A 14,238-nucleotide genomic window follows, 5' to 3' on the forward strand; every position below is an offset into this window, starting at 1 on the left:
CAAAGGAGCGTCGTGGCTCGATTCATACCTTCTCTCGGAGGCGAGCTCCTGCCATGCCCGCGAACGCGATCAGGGTGACCGCGGCGGCCAAGCCGCCGAACAGTGCGGGATCGACGCCGACGCTCAATCGGGGTAGCAGAGCTAGGGAGGCCGCGGCGAGCCCTGGGAGAGCCGTCGCGGTGCCGATGGTGATTGCGCCGAGGGCCACGAGGGTCGACTCAATGCCGAGCATTGCCCTCAGTTGTCTGCCAGTGGCTCCTAGCCGACCAAGAAGCACCAACTCGCCCTTCCGCGACCGCGTCGCGATGACGAGCGCATTCGCGGCGGCGATGCAGACGAAGGCGAGCAGCACCATGAGCAAGGTGTCTGACAGCCGGTCCCCGCCACCGGCGGAATCGACGTAGGAGTCGACGTAGTCTCCGGTGGGCGTGAGCGTGATCCCTCGGTCGCTCGCTTCCTTGACGACGGCGTCGCGCCCTCCGTCACTCACATCGACGATGACGGTGGCCGACCCTGTGTCGTCTGCCTGCGCGGGGAAGCCAGCTGATCCCACGATGAGAGGACCCAAGGCGAGCCCGTTGTCGTAGACAGCGACAATCGTCGGCGCGGTTGCCGACCCATCGGGGAAACGCAGCTCGATCGGGTCTCCCACGCCCTTGCCAGTGCCAACCAAGGCATCGGAACTCACGGCGATCGTGTCGGGCTCGGCGAGCGCCGCAAGGTCGCCCTTGGCCACCCCCGCGTCAATGAGCTTCTCGCCAGTGACGCTCTCGATGAGACGAAGCGACGTCGCCTCCCACGCCAAGCCTTCAAGCAAAGGCGCGTCCTCATCGGAAGCCTCGAACTTAGCTTGGACGAGCGCGACGTCCGTGAGTGTTGCAGCAGTCACGCCTGGCACATCGCCGATGCTGGTCGCCGTCTCGCTCGCGGCCTGCCTCTCGCCTTGCCAGACCAACTCGCCCTGCAGCGCTTCGCGGAGCTGGTGGGCACCAGCGTCGGCGATGATGCGGTTGGTCCCCGTCTGGATGATGCCGAGTGACATGACGAGCGCGAGCGGGACCACAGCCGCGGTGAGTCGCCGCGAGTAGCCGCGCGCATTGACCGTAGCGAGCACAGGCGCGGCGCGGCCCTGCAGCGCCTTGCGACGTGCGAGCCACGTGCTGCCGCGCAGCACCAGTGCGGGACCAGCGAGCGCCACGGCGGTGATGAGCAGGAGCGACGAGGCGGCGCCGGTGGCTCCTCCCATGGTCCCTGGGACGAACAGGGGCGAGGCGGTGGCGGCGACGCCCGCCGCAGCGCAGATCCACGCCGCGATGATTCTGCCCTGACCAAGGACCCGCGAGTCGGCCGCGGTGGTGTTGACCGCCGCCGTGGGGGACATGCGCGCCATCTCCCGCGCCGCGAGCCTCCCGGCGATCCATGCGGCTGGCAACAGCAATGCTGCGGCACCGAGCAGGGGCCACGGCGAGATCACGGGAGCGAATCCCTCGTTGACGATGCCGCTTGAGCGCAACAGTGGCACGAGAGCGCGCGCACCGAAGAAGCCTCCGATGCCCCCGAGGAGCACGGCGGGGAGCGAGATCATCATCACTTCTGTCGTGACGAGGGCGCGCACTTGCCGCGACGTCGCGCCCACGGCTCGAAGCAAGGCGAACTCGCGCCGGCGGTCCCGCAGTGCCGCCGCGAAGGAAGAAGAGACCACGAAGACGGCGATCATCACCGCGACGCCGCCAAAGGAACTCATGAGCGCTGGCAACAGCACCGCGGTAGTCGAGAAGGGGTCGCTCTCACGCAGCCCCGACTCCAACAGAGTGCCTGATCCAGACACGAGTGACGCCGCGAGAAGCATGGTCAGGAACACGCCAACGGCGCTTGGCCAGTGCGCCCTGAGGGCGCGCAAAGAGATCTGTCGCATGTCGCTCACCGCCCCAGTTCCAGCACGCGCTGGGAGATCTGTGCAGCCGTTGCGCCCTCGGCGCGGTCAACGACCGCCCCATCGGCAAGAAAGACCACCTCGTCGGCGACCGCCGCGACCTGAGGGTCGTGTGTCACCAGGACGAGGGTCTGGTGGAACGTGGCGACTGCCGTGCGCAGCACCTCAAGGATCGTGGCGCCGGTGTGCGAATCGAGAGCTCCCGTCGGCTCGTCGGCGAAGATCACGTCAGGGCGGTTGGCGAGCGCGCGAGCGATGGCGACGCGCTGAGCCTGACCGCCAGACAGTTCGGACGGTAGGCGTTCCGACATCCCAGCGAGGCCGACGGCGTCGAGGAGTTCGGCCTCGCGACCGGAGTCCTGCTGCTTGTTGTCGAGCCACCAGGGCAAACGCAGGTTTTCGCCAACGCTCAGGTGAGGCAACAGGTTGTATGCCTGGAAGATGAAGCCGACGCGTCGGCGCCGAAAGACGGTGAGGTGGTCTGCCGACAGGTTACTGATGTCGGTATCGCCGATCACGATGCGACCAGACGTGGGAGTGTCGAGGCCTGCCGCGCAATTCAGCAGCGTTGACTTACCCGAGCCTGAAGGTCCCATCACCGCGGTGAAGGAGCCGGGCGCGACGGCGAGACTGACCGACTTCAGTGCGTGAACAGGGCGGCTGTCAGAGCCGTAGGTTTTGTGCACGTTGGTGAGGCTGACTGCCGTACGCGCAGGGGCCTGGATGGTGGATGGACTGCTCATGAATCTCTCCTTGGTTCTGTCCGGCGTGGGTGATGCCGGCTAGTGCCAAGGTAGAAATTCAGCGGGGCTCGGCTCTAGAGCCAAAGGGAGGCACCCGACAGGTTCCACCTTTAGATGGAAGGTGCCTGAGCGCAACGTGGGCGTTGCTAGAGCAGCCGTTCCAGCGCGCCGAGCGGTATCGGCAACCAATCGGGACGATAGTTCGACTCGTAGACCACCTCGTAGAGCGCCTTATCGATCTCGTAGGCGTGGAGCAGTGCGAGAGCCGCATCGGAGGCTTCGTGCCCGTACCCGCGCAAGAAGGCGATGCGATTGCGCCGCACCCAGTCGTCGATGTACTCGGTGTCCTCGATGCCAGACACGATCGCGACGGAGTGTGCGGCGTAGTCGAGGGAGCGCAGTAGTCCCGCGATGTCTCGCGCGACAGAGTCGAGTCGCACCCGGTCCTCAAGCGGCTGCGCCGGCTCGCCCTCAAAGTCGATAATCATCCACCCGGAGGTGGTGCGAAGAGTCTGTCCCAAGTGGAAGTCGCCGTGGACTCGCTGCACCGGCACCTGCACCGAGGAGTCGACCGCCGCATACGCCTTGCGCACGCGATCGGCGTACGCCGCGACGCTGGGTTGCATCTGCACCGCAGCGTCGAGACGCTCCGTGAGGCGGTGAACGAACGCTCCAACCTCCGCGGAGCCCCACGACCCAGTGGGAAGCGTCTGGCGCATCTGTTCATGCACCACGGCGAGTGTGGTGCCGAGTCGTTCTGACTCCCCGGCAAAGTCGCCTCCTGCCTCCCTTGCTCGCACGGCGTCATCCTGCAGCGCCCGCACGCTTGCCCTCGCCGATTCCCAGCCGTCGGTGGCCGTCCGCTCGTAGACGCCAACCATGGCCAGGTCGATATCGCCGCTGGTAATCCAGCCCAAGAGGGGGGAGATCTCTTCCGAACCCAAGCGTGTCAATGCCGCTTGGACCTCAATGTCAGGGTTGCGACCAGGGGAGAGCTTGCGGAAGAACTTCACCAAGGCATCGCCGACGATCACCGAGGTGTTGCTTTGCTCCGCGGACATCAGCACACTGTCGGCGTCCTGCTCGATGGCAAAGTCGCCCAGCCGCGAATACTCGACCTCCGAAGGGTGAGCGGCGTCTTCGGCGAAGCCGGCGAGAAGGATGCTGCGCGCCTCAGGATCGTGAAGAGCGTCGTAGACGTAGAACACCTCGCCGTCGAGCGAGCCTGCCCCGATGAAGCCATAGGACAGGTCCTCGCGGGGGTGCTGTCGATACGACAGCGGCACGTTGAACAGCGCCCCCGCACGCACAATCTCGAAGCGCACCCCGAGGCCTTGCGCCGGGTCGCTTAGCCACGCCAGTTCCTTCACCTCGGTGATGGCGACCTCATCCTTGCCTTGGCCGAACCACCGTTGCCGTGCCATGTAGGAACTCAGTTCCTGACGGTCTATCCACTGACTCATGGGAGCGTTCCTTCCGTCAAAGCAGGCCGGGTGATCCGGAACCAGTAGAACCCATGCCCCGCCAGCGTGAGCAGGTAGGGCAGTTCTCCGATGGCGGGAAACTCGACACCGCCAAGCATTTCCACCGGGCGTGAACCGCTGAACTGATGGAGGTCGAGCTCGACCGGTTGCGGGAAGCGGGAGAGGTTGTTAACGCACAGCATCACGTCGTCCCCGTCTTGGCGCAGGTAGGAGAATACTGTCGGGTTCGATCCGCCGAGGTCGAAGAAGCTGCCGCGCCCGAACGCCGAGTGCTGACGCCGCACGTGGATCATGCGCCGAGTCCACTGTAAGAGCGAGGAAGTGTTCGCCTGTTGCGCCTCGACGTTGATCGCCTGGAAGCCAAACACGGGATCCATCACGAGCGGCAACGACAGCCGGCCCGGGGTGGCCGTCGAGAAGCCGGCATTCCGATCGGGAGTCCATTGCATGGGCGTGCGCACGCCGTCCCTGTCGCCCAACCAGATGTTGTCGCCCATACCGATCTCGTCGCCGTAGTAGAGCACCGGCGATCCCGGGAGGCTGAGGAGCAGGGCGGTGAAAAGCTCCATGCGGTTGGTGTCGTTGTCGAGCAGGGGAGCGAGGCGCCTGCGGATGCCGATGTTGGCCTTCATGCGCGGGTCAGTGGCGTACTCCTGCCACATGTAGTCGCGATCCTCGTCGGTGACCATCTCGAGCGTCAGCTCGTCGTGGTTGCGCAAGAAGATGCCCCACTGGCAGTGTTCAGGGATTTCTGGAGTCTGGTCGAGAATCTCCGAGATGGGGTAGCGGGACTCGCGACGAACGCCCATAAAGATGCGCGGCATCACGGGGAAGTGGAAGCACATGTGGCATTCGTCGCCGCCGACGGCGGGGTCGCCAAAGTAGTCGACCACGTCGGCTGGCCATTGGTTTGCCTCGGCAAGAAGGACGCGTCCCGGGTAGTTGTCGTCCACGTACTTGCGGACCTTCTTGAGAAATTGGTGCGTGCGAGCGAGGTTCTCGCCGTTGGTGCCTTCTTCTTCATACAAGTAGGGCACCGCATCAAGCCGGAAACCATCGACTCCCTTGTCGAGCCAGAACCTCAGCGCCTCGAGCATGGCCTCGTGCACCGCTGGGTTCTCGAAATTGAGGTCGGGTTGGTGGCTGTAGAAGCGGTGCCAGAAGTACTGCTGGCGCACTGGGTCCCACGTCCAGTTCGAGCTCTCCGTGTCCACGAAGATGATGCGCGCGTCCTGATACGCCTCGTCCGTGTCGTGCCAGACGTAGAAGTCGCCGTAGGGGCCGTCAGGGTCCTTGCGAGACTCTTGGAACCACGGGTGCTGATCGGAGGTGTGGTTCATGACCACGTCGATGACGATGCGAATGCCACGGGAGTGGGCCGCGTCGAGCAACTCCTGAAAGTCTTCGATAGTCCCGATGTCTGGCGCTACGGCCGTGTAGTCGGCGACGTCGTAGCCGCCATCCTTGAGTGGTGAGGGAAAGAATGGCGGCAGCCACAGGCAGTCGACGCCCAGCCATTCGAGGTAGTCGAGCTTCTCAGTGAGGCCGCGCAAATCGCCGACGCCGTCGCCAGACGAGTCGCGGAAGGACCTGATCAAGACCTCGTAGAACACCGCCGACTTGAACCAGTCGACATCAGTGCGATCGAGGGCGTTCTCGACGTGATTCATGCTTCTACCGTATGCACTGGAGCGGGCAAGGGCGAACTGAACGCCGCTTTGGTAGTCGCGAACAGCGCTCAGTTCTCCACAGTGACGATGCGGTTGCGATAGGCCCACACGACCGCTTGCAGACGCGAGCTCACCCCGATCTTGGGCAGCATTCGAGACACGTGAGACTTCACCGTGGACACCTCAAGCACGAGTGCGCGCGCGATCTCCTCGTTCGACATCCCTTGAGCGAGCAGTAGCAAGATGTCGAGTTCGCGTGGAGACAGCAGGTCCGAGCCCTCGGCCACGGTGATGGGTTGCATGCTGCGGCGCCTGGCAAACTCGCTGATGACCGATTTGGTCAGTGAGCCGTCAAGAGTGCCGTCTCCCGCCGCAACCGCTCGCACGGCGGCAACGATCTCATCCGGTTCGGAGTCCTTGAGCATGAACCCCGACGCACCGGCCTCGAGCGCGCCGAATACGTAGTCGTCAATCGCGAAGGTCGTCAGGATGAGCACGGGTATGTGGAGTGGACCATCCGTGCGGCACAGTTCACGGGTCACGCTGATGCCGTCTCTGCCAGGCATGCGCACGTCGACGCACGCGACATCGGGCGCGAGCTGCAGGGCCAAGGCGACGGCCTCGTCTCCGTCGGAGGCGGTAGCCACGACCTCGATGTCTGGCTCAGCGGACAGGAGCGCGGCGAGCCCCGCGCGTACGAGCGCCTGGTCGTCGGCGATGAGCACCCTGATCACGGGGCGTCCCCCGAGTCCGCCGTTGCCTCGGGCACCGACTCCCTCGGCACGCGCAAAGCGACACGCCAGCCGCCGTCGTCCGTGGGTCCGTAGTTGAGCCTCGCTCGAGTGAGCGCCGCCCTCTCCTCCATGCCCCGCAAGCCAAAGCCGCCCTGTCCATCGCCTGATGGCAGCGCAGCGGCGTCGTGCGCATTCGTGACCACAATCTCAATGGCGGTGCCGAGGTCGCTCAGCGTGACGGCGCAACGTGCATGAGGGGCGTGACGGGCCGCATTGGCGAGGGCCTCCTGGACGGTGCGATACGCCGCGAACTGCCCCAATGGACCGATTCCTTGGGCGAGAGCACGTAGCGACGTACCCGCTGGAACGGACAGCGTGACATCGAGCCCGCGCGCGGCCGCGGCCGGGATGAGGGTCTCAAGCCCCGCGAGTGACTCGACCTCGACCGCGGCACAGTCGTCGTGTCTCAGGAGCGCCACGAGCCCGCGCAACTCGTCGAGCAAGGTTCGCGTTTGCGCGCGCACGTCGGCGAGCGAGGACTTCGCAGCGCCAGGGTCAGTGTCGATCTGCTGAGAGATGGCTGAGGCCATGAGCGCGATGCCTGACAGGTGATGGGCGGCGATGTCGTGGAGCTCGCGCGCGATGGCAGTGCGTTCTGCAGAGAGCGCCGCCTCGACCCTCGCCTCGTGCTCATGGGCGCGAGCGATGAGCTCACGCTCGCGCGCGTCCCGCGCCGCCGCGCGCACTCCGAGAGTGGATCCTGCGAGTGTTGGCAGCCACACGATCACGGCGGCCTGGAGGACGGCCGCGCCCGTCTCAACGAGTTGGCTCTGATCGCCGCTACGCAGCGATGACAGCGTCCCAGCCAAGGCGGCCAAGGCGGTGGCAAGGATCCAGGGCGTCCAGGAGTCAGTTGCCGCCCGCCGACGCGCTGCGACATAGGCAGCCGGCGCTACGGCGAGGAGGACGATGCCAGCGGCCCCACCGAGGGGCACGATCGCGATCGCCGCCGCAAGCGCCGACACGGCGATGAGGCGATGCTGTGGGGGAGCGGAACTCCAGGCGAGGCATGCGCTTTGCGCGAGCACTCCGCCGAGCGCAAGCCACCATGGCCAGTCCGAAGGGCCCGGTGTGGAGACGGCGATATCGGGCTCCGTCTGCGCTACGAGCGGTAAGAGCAGGAGCATTGCAAGGCAAGAGGCCGCGACAAGGCCTGCCAGCACGACGTCGGCGCGGCGTGGGACGCGGCTCACACCGCCTCCACCGCTCGCGCTCATGAATCCTCTGCTGCGGAACCCTTGCCCTCGCTCGGGTCCTTCTTGCCTTCGCGCTTGGAGGCTGATTTCGCCTTCTTGGCCTCCACCTTCGCCTTGGCCTCTTGGCGTTCGCGGAAGTGCGCAGCGGCCGCAGCGGCCCCGACGATTCCGGCGCCATTCAAGAGTTCTGCGGGAACGATGGGAGAGCGCAGCGCGAGCTTCGGCAGGAAGTCCTCGTGGTACTTCGACACGCCGCCCCCCACGATGATGAGGTCCGGCCAGATGAGACGCTCGACCTCCGAGAAGTACTTCTGCAGGTGGCCGGCCCACTGGCCCCAATCCAGGTCGTGGCGCTCGCGCGCCGACTCGGCCGCGTACTCCTCGGCGTCCTTGCCGTCGATGATGAGGTGGCCAAGCTCCGTGTTGGGCATCACCTCGCCGTCGACGATGACGGCGCTACCGATGCCGGTGCCGAGCGTGCACAGGAACACCACACCGTCGCGGCCGTGCGCGGCACCGTACAAGTACTCGCCATAGCCTGCGGCGTCGGCGTCATTCAGGGTGTGCACGTAGCGGCCGATGTAGTCGCGCATCACGTCGTCAATGTTGACGCCGATCCAGGACTGGTCCATGTTAGGGGCAAACTTCACCACTCCCTGCTGGACGACCCCTGGGAACGTGATGCCGATGGGCGTCTTCTTGGACGGCGAAAACTTGGAGACCACCTTGGCGACGGCGCTGCCAACGGCGTCTGGCGTCGCAGGCTGAGGGGTCGATACTCGGTAGCGCTCATCGGCGAAGGAGCCCTTTTTGAGATTGACAGGCGCGGCCTTGATGCCACTGCCGCCAATGTCGACGCCGAGTGCGATGTGTTTGCTCATGGGATGGTCAACACCTCCGGCCCGTCAGGGGTGATGTAGATCGTGTGCTCAAACTGGGCAACCCACGAACCGTCCTTGGTGACGACCGTCCAGCCGTCATCCCACTCAAGGTTCGCCTCAGAGCCGGCCACCAACATCGGTTCAACAGTGAACACCATGCCGGGCTCGATCAGGTCATCGTGGTAGGGCGCGGAGTCGTAGTGCGGGATGACGAGACCGCTGTGGAACGCCGGGCCCACGCCGTGGCCCGTGTAGTTGCGCACCGACTCGTAGCCGAATCGCGCTGCGTACTTCTCGATGACCCTGCCGATCACGTTGACCTGGCGTCCTGGCTGCGCCGCCTTGATGCCGCGCATGGTCGCCTCGCGCGCCGTCTCAAGAAGGTGGCGCGCCTGATCGCTGCCCTCGCCCGCGATGAAGGAGCCGCAGTTGTCGCCATGCACGCCGTTCTTGAAGGCGGTGACATCAATCTTGACGATGTCGCCGTCCTGGATCACGGCGTCGTCAGGGATGCCGTGACACACGACCTCGTTGACGGAGGCGCACAGCGCCTTGGGAAACGGCGGCCGGCCTGCGGCTCCGGGGTAGCCGAGCGTCGACGGGTAGGCCTGGTGGTCCATCAGAAACTCATGCCCCACCCTGTCGAGCTCGTCGGTTGTCACGCCAGGGGTCACGTGGCGGCCCACTTCCGCGAGGGCCTGAGCGGCGATCTTTGCGCTGATGCGGATCCGCTCGACGAGTTCATCTGAATGAACGTCGCCGCCCTCCCAGGGTGCTGCCTTCTTCTTGCCCACATATTCGGGCCGGGGAATGCTGGCGGGGACGGGGCGCATCGGGGAGACTGAGCCCTTGATCATGCTCTCGCGTACGGGGGCCATACTTTGCAGTCTAGGGGCGCAGGAGGCGGAACATGCACGAGGCGAGCGAGAACACCGAGTACTACTTCAATACCCAGACTCGCATGGTCGAGAAGGGCCGGCTCAGCCCTTGGGAGCACCTCCTGGGGCCTTACGACTCCTTTGAGAAGGCATCGCGGGCCCTCGAGACGGCGGAGAAGCGATCAGAAGCTTGGGACGATGCCGATGCTGCCTGGCGGGATGACGGCTAGTGGGCAGATACCGCAGGACTTCGAATCCTTGGTGAGTCCGAGGCGCTTCTGGCTTGGCGCCACGGCTTTCCTCTTCCTGGTCGTCGGTGGTGTTGACGCCGCCGCGTGGCTGATTCCTGGGGGCATGCTCGCCCTCGCGATGACCGTGTTCGGGTCTCCGTACGTCTTCCTCGCGAGCTATGCGCTGTCCGCTGCGTTTGTCGCGACAGTCCTGTTGCAGGCGTACTGGTGCGGCCGCATGATTCTGGGCTGGTTTCGCGCCCGCCGCGGAGACGTCCATACAGTCGTGAACTTCGGATCTTCGGGCGTGCGCTTCGCCGCGCGAGGCGTGGCCGTGGTGAACTCAGTGATGGCGATAGCGGCCCTTGTGATCACCATCGGCGGCGAGTACCTCCCGGTGCGTGGCGCGATGGCGTGTGTTGTCGCCGCGTCGAGCGTGTGGGTGGGGTTCTACGTGCATGCCGGCCGACGGTGGGACGGACGCAAACTCGGCCGGTCGTGCTCCGTCGTCAAGGCGGCGGACTTGTCGACGGGGACAATGCGTCGGGAGGTGTGAGCCCGGCACCACTGCGAGGCCATGTCGCCACAAAGCCCACGCCGGAGGCAACTGCGACGCCTATCAGAAGGTTCACGGAAAAGCCCAAAGCCAGCATGGCGAGCCCGCCACCGCTCGCATTGACATCGTGCGACATCATGGCGGCCGCGACGAACCCGACGACGGAAGCGACGATTCCCGTGATATGCGGCCAGCGCCGCCCCTGTGGTCCCATCTTTGCCGCGAGGACAGTCGCTAGTATGCCGACGATGCCGGTCGCGATGATCACTGCGTGGACGAGACCGGAGTCGGGCAGGCCAGCGGACCTTCCCATGTATCCCGCGTCGTTACCGATCGGGTCGGGAGAATACGACAGGGCGTAGAGCAGGCCAGCCACTGACTGTCCGACCACCGCTAGGGAGGTAAAGCATCCCGTGGCGACACGGCGCTTTGTCTCGCTCTCCATGAGTTCCCCCACCACAAGAAGACGGGCACAGCCTTGTGGCCACCCGCTAGATAGTATCCCGCCAGGAGTGCTGCGGCTCGTAGCCGAGGACGCGTCGTGCCTTGTCGATGCTCAGCATCGTCTCGTGTTCGCCCAGTTGCTTGGTGACGGGCACGTTCGGGAACTGCTCGGCGGCGAGTTCCGCGCTCGACCGCGACATCACGGTGTCGGCGTTCGCGATCACGAAGGCCTCGAAGCCTGGCTGAGCATACTCGAGCGATCTGATGACGGCCTGGGCGCCATCGCGGGCGTCGATGTATCCCCACAGGTTCCACCGCCTGGCGGTGGCGTCGGCGTCGAACGCGGGAAAGCCTGCGTACTCCTCTGGGTACATGACGTTGGAGAAGCGCAAGGCGATGATGCTGAGGGCAGGGTCCCAGCGGCAGAATTCGGCGGCCATGGTCTCTTCGAGGTGCTTGACCAGCGAGTAGTTCGACTCGGGGCGGCTGACGTCCTCATCGACGGGGATGTACGGCGGGTCGATCTCAAAGGGCAGGCCCAAGACGGTCTCTGACGAGGCGTAGACGACCTTCTTGATGCCTGCTCGCTTGGCGCCCTGGAACACGTTGAACGTCGCCGGCATGTTGTTGTGGAAGGTGGCGACATCCGTCACCTGCCCAGGAGCAGGGACGGCGGCTAGGTGAACGACTGCATCGACTGTGCCGTAGCGATCCTGCACGCCGAACATCGCATCAACAGTCTGCCCGTAGTCGGTGAGATCGATGCGGGTGTAGTCATGCGAAGGCGGCGACGGTTGGCTGTCGAGGCCATGCACGTCGTAGCCTGCGGCGGCCAGTTCGGCGACGACGACGCGGCCCAGCTTTCCCTTGCTTCCCGTAACGATCACGGTGGTCATGGCAGGCCCTCCTTGAGCGCTATTCGTCGAAAGTGTGGTCGGCGCTGGGGAACGTCGCGCCCTTGACCTCGTTCACATATGACGCGGCAGCGTCGCGCATGGCCTTGCCCACTTCACCAAAGTGCTTGGAGAAGCTGGGGCTCCAGTCCGACATTCCCAGAGCGTCGAGCCACACGAGCACTTGGCCGTCGGTATGGGGGCCAGCGCCGATGCCGATGGTGGGGATGTCCAGCGCGGCCGTGATCTTCTCTGCAACAGGCGAGATCACCATCTCGAGCACGATCATGCAGGCACCGGCCTCTTGCAATGCCACGGCGTCGGCGAGCATGTCGTCGTACGCGCCGTCGCCGCGACCCTGAATGCGTCGCCCGCCCAGCATGTTCTCTGATTGCGGCGTGAACCCGAGGTGACCTACGAAGGGGATACCGGCGTCGGTCAAGGCCTTGACCTGGGGTGCGATGCGGCGCCCGCCCTCAAACTTGATGGCGTGAGGCTGGGCTTCCTTCATCATGCGGATGGAGGACTCCACCGCCTGCTGAGGCGACACCTCGTACGTGCCGAACGGGAGGTCGGCCACCACAAACGCCTTCTGCGCTCCTCGCGCCACAGCGCGTGCCAAAGGGATCATCTCGTCGAGGGTGACGACGCCCGTGTTGTCGTGACCAAGGATGTTGTCGCCGAGCGAGTCGCCCACGAGCAGGATGTCCACTCCCGCCTCGTCGAAGAGTTTCGCGGTGGGGAAGTCGTATGCCGTGAGCATCGTGATCTTCTCGCCGCGAGACTTCATCTCGCGGAAGTGGTGGATGCGCACCTTTTTGCGGTCGGTCATAGTTCCACTTTCTCACGCCAACGGCTGGTAATCGGCAGTCTCCTGTCGCGGCCGAATGCAAGGGCCGTCACCTTGGGGCCTGGCGGGTACTGACGACGCTTCCACTCGGCGCGGTCGACGAGGGACAGCACCTTGTCGACGACCTGCTCGTCGAAACCGCGCGCGAGCAACTCAGCCCTGCCCTCGGCATGCTCCACGTACGCGTCGAGCACCTCATCCAAGAGGTCATAAGCGGGTAGCGAGTCCTGGTCGGTCTGGCCGGGGCGCAATTCAGCGCTGGGAGCTTTGACGATCGAGTTGACGGGGATTGGCTCCACCTCGCCGCGGGCCGCCGCAAGCCGGTTACGCCACCTGGCAAGCTCCCACACCCGGGACTTGTCGACGTCCTTGAGTGGCGCAAAGCCGCCGATGCTGCCGGCGTCGTAGATGGTCGCGTAACCGGTCGCGAGCTCCGACTTGTTGCCGGGGGCGATGACCATGTGGCCCTCGCGGTTCGAGATCGCCATCAGCACGACGCCGCGCACTCGCGCCTGCAAGTTCTCTTCCGCAACTCCTGCCAAAGCGAGCTCTTGCTGGAAGGAGTCGACCATCGAGGCGATCGGTTGCACCCTGTAGTCGGCGCCGATGCGCTTGGCAAGATCCGCAGCGTCGTCCCTGGAGTGCTCCGAGGAAAAGGTCGACGGCATCGACACGCCCACGACGTTCTGACCGCCTAGTGCGTCGGCGGCAATGGCGGCGGTGAGTGCAGAGTCGATACCGCCAGAGACCCCGAGCACCACCGACGTGAAGCCGTTCTTGGTCACGTAGTCGCGAAGGCCAGTGACGATGGCGCGGTAGACCTGCTCGTCGTCGGAGGCAAAGTCGACAACGGACGACGCCGTGGGAGCCTTACCGGCTGCCGGCAGCTTCCAGGTGAGCAGGGCGTCGGCGAAGCCTGCGGCGTTCGCCATCCACTCGCCATCGGCAGCGACGATGAAGGAGTGGCCGTCGAAGACCAGGTCGTCTTGACCGCCCCACATGTTGACGTAGGCAAGCGGCGCCCCCACTTCGGCGGCGCGTCGGCGCGCGAGCTGGGTCCGCACACGACCCTTGCCTTCCTCAAACGGTGACCCGTTGATCACCACCAGGAGGTCGATGCCAGCGTCGGCCATGTCCGCTGCCGGGCCGCCGTCCTGCCAGATGTCCTCGCAAATGACCACCCCGACGCGCCTGCCGTCGACCTCGATCACCAGGCCGTCTGAACCCTGAGCGAAGATGCGGCGCTCGTCGAATACCCCGTAGTTGGGCAGGTGGTGTTTGTTGTAGCGCGCCTCGACCTGCCCGTGGCGAAGTACAGCCGCCTGATTGAAGGGCCTGCCGCTCTTGCTCACGCCAAGAGTCCCGACGATGACCGCGATATCCCCGAGCCCGTCTGCCTCGAGGCCCTCGGCGAGGTCAAGCACCGCGCGCTCCGCGGCACGCTGAAAGCTCTCCCTCAGCGCGAGGTCCTCGATCGGGTAGCCCGTCATGACCATCTCTGGCAAGGCGACTAGTTTGGCACCGGCGCTGGCCGCTTGACGGACAGAGTCGCGCACAAGAGCAGCATTACCAGCGATATCGCCGACGCATGGGTTGACTTGGGCGAGGGCAATCGTGAGGCCAGGCATGCTGTCAGCCTACGCGGCGCGGGCTATGGAGGTATGTCACACGATCGTCATCTTGATG

14 protein-coding genes are annotated in these 14,238 nt (G+C 65.2%); 2 read left to right on the plus strand and 12 right to left on the minus strand.

Annotated elements, in window-relative coordinates; all coding sequences use genetic code 11:
* Positions 1-22 precede the first annotated feature (22 nt).
* The 8 genes from LGT36_RS03980 to map all read right to left on the minus strand — a co-directional run bounded on the left by LGT36_RS03980 (position 23) and on the right by map (position 9,579).
* A complete protein-coding gene (locus LGT36_RS03980) occupies positions 23-1,915 on the minus strand; it encodes an ABC transporter permease (protein WP_226097417.1) in 1,893 nt (630 codons plus the stop codon).
* 5 nt (positions 1,916-1,920) lie between these two features.
* Entirely contained in the window at positions 1,921-2,676 is a 756-nt protein-coding gene (locus LGT36_RS03985) for an ABC transporter ATP-binding protein (RefSeq protein ID WP_226097394.1), read from the minus strand.
* Positions 2,677-2,822: 146 nt separating this feature from the next.
* Positions 2,823-4,139, minus strand: a complete 1,317-nt coding sequence (locus LGT36_RS03990; protein WP_226097395.1) for a phosphotransferase — start codon at positions 4,137-4,139, stop codon at positions 2,823-2,825.
* Positions 4,136-5,830, minus strand: coding sequence for a maltose alpha-D-glucosyltransferase (gene treS, locus LGT36_RS03995; RefSeq protein ID WP_226097396.1), 1,695 nt, complete (start codon positions 5,828-5,830; stop codon positions 4,136-4,138). The genes LGT36_RS03990 and treS overlap by 4 nt, the downstream gene beginning before the upstream one ends.
* Before the next feature lie 68 nt (positions 5,831-5,898).
* The gene (locus tag LGT36_RS04000; protein WP_226097397.1) at positions 5,899-6,564 is read right to left on the minus strand and encodes a response regulator transcription factor; all 666 of its coding nucleotides are present in this window, start codon (positions 6,562-6,564) and stop codon (positions 5,899-5,901) included.
* The gene (locus LGT36_RS04005; RefSeq protein WP_226097398.1) at positions 6,561-7,841 is read right to left on the minus strand and encodes a sensor histidine kinase; all 1,281 of its coding nucleotides are present in this window, start codon (positions 7,839-7,841) and stop codon (positions 6,561-6,563) included. Before LGT36_RS04005 ends, LGT36_RS04000 begins: the two co-directional genes overlap by 4 nt.
* A complete protein-coding gene (gene ppgK / locus LGT36_RS04010) occupies positions 7,838-8,701 on the minus strand; it encodes a polyphosphate--glucose phosphotransferase (protein ID WP_226097399.1) in 864 nt (287 codons plus the stop codon). The genes LGT36_RS04005 and ppgK overlap by 4 nt, the downstream gene beginning before the upstream one ends.
* Complete coding sequence (gene map / locus LGT36_RS04015) at positions 8,698-9,579, minus strand: type I methionyl aminopeptidase (RefSeq protein ID WP_226097400.1); 882 nt, start codon at positions 9,577-9,579, stop codon at positions 8,698-8,700. The genes ppgK and map overlap by 4 nt, the downstream gene beginning before the upstream one ends.
* Before the next feature lie 32 nt (positions 9,580-9,611).
* Between map and LGT36_RS04020 the strand changes: the two genes are divergently transcribed.
* Positions 9,612-9,809, plus strand: coding sequence for a hypothetical protein (locus LGT36_RS04020; RefSeq protein WP_226097401.1), 198 nt, complete (start codon positions 9,612-9,614; stop codon positions 9,807-9,809).
* Positions 9,778-10,365 carry a hypothetical protein gene (locus LGT36_RS04025; protein ID WP_226097402.1) on the plus strand — a complete coding sequence of 196 codons (588 nt, stop codon included), beginning with the start codon at positions 9,778-9,780 and terminating at the stop codon, positions 10,363-10,365. The genes LGT36_RS04020 and LGT36_RS04025 overlap by 32 nt, the downstream gene beginning before the upstream one ends.
* Here the strand turns inward: LGT36_RS04025 and LGT36_RS04030 are convergent.
* Genes LGT36_RS04030 through LGT36_RS04045 form a run of 4 tightly spaced genes read right to left on the minus strand, consistent with a single transcriptional unit; the run spans position 10,319 to position 14,180 of the window.
* Complete coding sequence (locus LGT36_RS04030) at positions 10,319-10,810, minus strand: hypothetical protein (RefSeq protein WP_226097403.1); 492 nt, start codon at positions 10,808-10,810, stop codon at positions 10,319-10,321. The genes LGT36_RS04025 and LGT36_RS04030 overlap by 47 nt on opposite strands.
* A 46-nt stretch (positions 10,811-10,856) precedes the next feature.
* Positions 10,857-11,705 carry an NAD(P)-dependent oxidoreductase gene (locus tag LGT36_RS04035; protein ID WP_226097404.1) on the minus strand — a complete coding sequence of 283 codons (849 nt, stop codon included), beginning with the start codon at positions 11,703-11,705 and terminating at the stop codon, positions 10,857-10,859.
* 19 nt (positions 11,706-11,724) lie between these two features.
* A complete protein-coding gene (gene panB, locus LGT36_RS04040; protein ID WP_226097405.1) occupies positions 11,725-12,534 on the minus strand; it encodes a 3-methyl-2-oxobutanoate hydroxymethyltransferase in 810 nt (269 codons plus the stop codon).
* Entirely contained in the window at positions 12,531-14,180 is a 1,650-nt protein-coding gene (locus LGT36_RS04045) for an NAD+ synthase (RefSeq protein WP_226097406.1), read from the minus strand. The genes panB and LGT36_RS04045 overlap by 4 nt, the downstream gene beginning before the upstream one ends.
* Positions 14,181-14,238: the final 58 nt, after the last annotated feature.

This window comes from Demequina sp. TMPB413, from assembly GCF_020447105.2.
In the GTDB taxonomy this organism is placed as follows: Bacteria; Actinomycetota; Actinomycetes; order Actinomycetales; family Demequinaceae; genus Demequina.

Coding starts and splice junctions, on each gene's coding strand:
- LGT36_RS04030 (WP_226097403.1), bottom strand. CDS start 10,810: ATGGAGAGCGAGACAAAGCGCCGTGTCGCCACGGGATGCTTTACCTCC.
- LGT36_RS04020 (WP_226097401.1), top strand. CDS start 9,612: ATGCACGAGGCGAGCGAGAACACCGAGTACTACTTCAATACCCAGACT.
- panB (WP_226097405.1), bottom strand. CDS start 12,534: ATGACCGACCGCAAAAAGGTGCGCATCCACCACTTCCGCGAGATGAAG.
- LGT36_RS04005 (WP_226097398.1), bottom strand. CDS start 7,841: ATGAGCGCGAGCGGTGGAGGCGGTGTGAGCCGCGTCCCACGCCGCGCC.
- map (WP_226097400.1), bottom strand. CDS start 9,579: ATGGCCCCCGTACGCGAGAGCATGATCAAGGGCTCAGTCTCCCCGATG.
- treS (WP_226097396.1), bottom strand. CDS start 5,830: ATGAATCACGTCGAGAACGCCCTCGATCGCACTGATGTCGACTGGTTC.
- LGT36_RS03985 (WP_226097394.1), bottom strand. CDS start 2,676: ATGAGCAGTCCATCCACCATCCAGGCCCCTGCGCGTACGGCAGTCAGC.
- LGT36_RS03980 (WP_226097417.1), bottom strand. CDS start 1,915: ATGCGACAGATCTCTTTGCGCGCCCTCAGGGCGCACTGGCCAAGCGCC.
- ppgK (WP_226097399.1), bottom strand. CDS start 8,701: ATGAGCAAACACATCGCACTCGGCGTCGACATTGGCGGCAGTGGCATC.
- LGT36_RS04025 (WP_226097402.1), top strand. CDS start 9,778: ATGCCGATGCTGCCTGGCGGGATGACGGCTAGTGGGCAGATACCGCAG.
- LGT36_RS04035 (WP_226097404.1), bottom strand. CDS start 11,705: ATGACCACCGTGATCGTTACGGGAAGCAAGGGAAAGCTGGGCCGCGTC.
- LGT36_RS04045 (WP_226097406.1), bottom strand. CDS start 14,180: ATGCCTGGCCTCACGATTGCCCTCGCCCAAGTCAACCCATGCGTCGGC.
- LGT36_RS03990 (WP_226097395.1), bottom strand. CDS start 4,139: ATGAGTCAGTGGATAGACCGTCAGGAACTGAGTTCCTACATGGCACGG.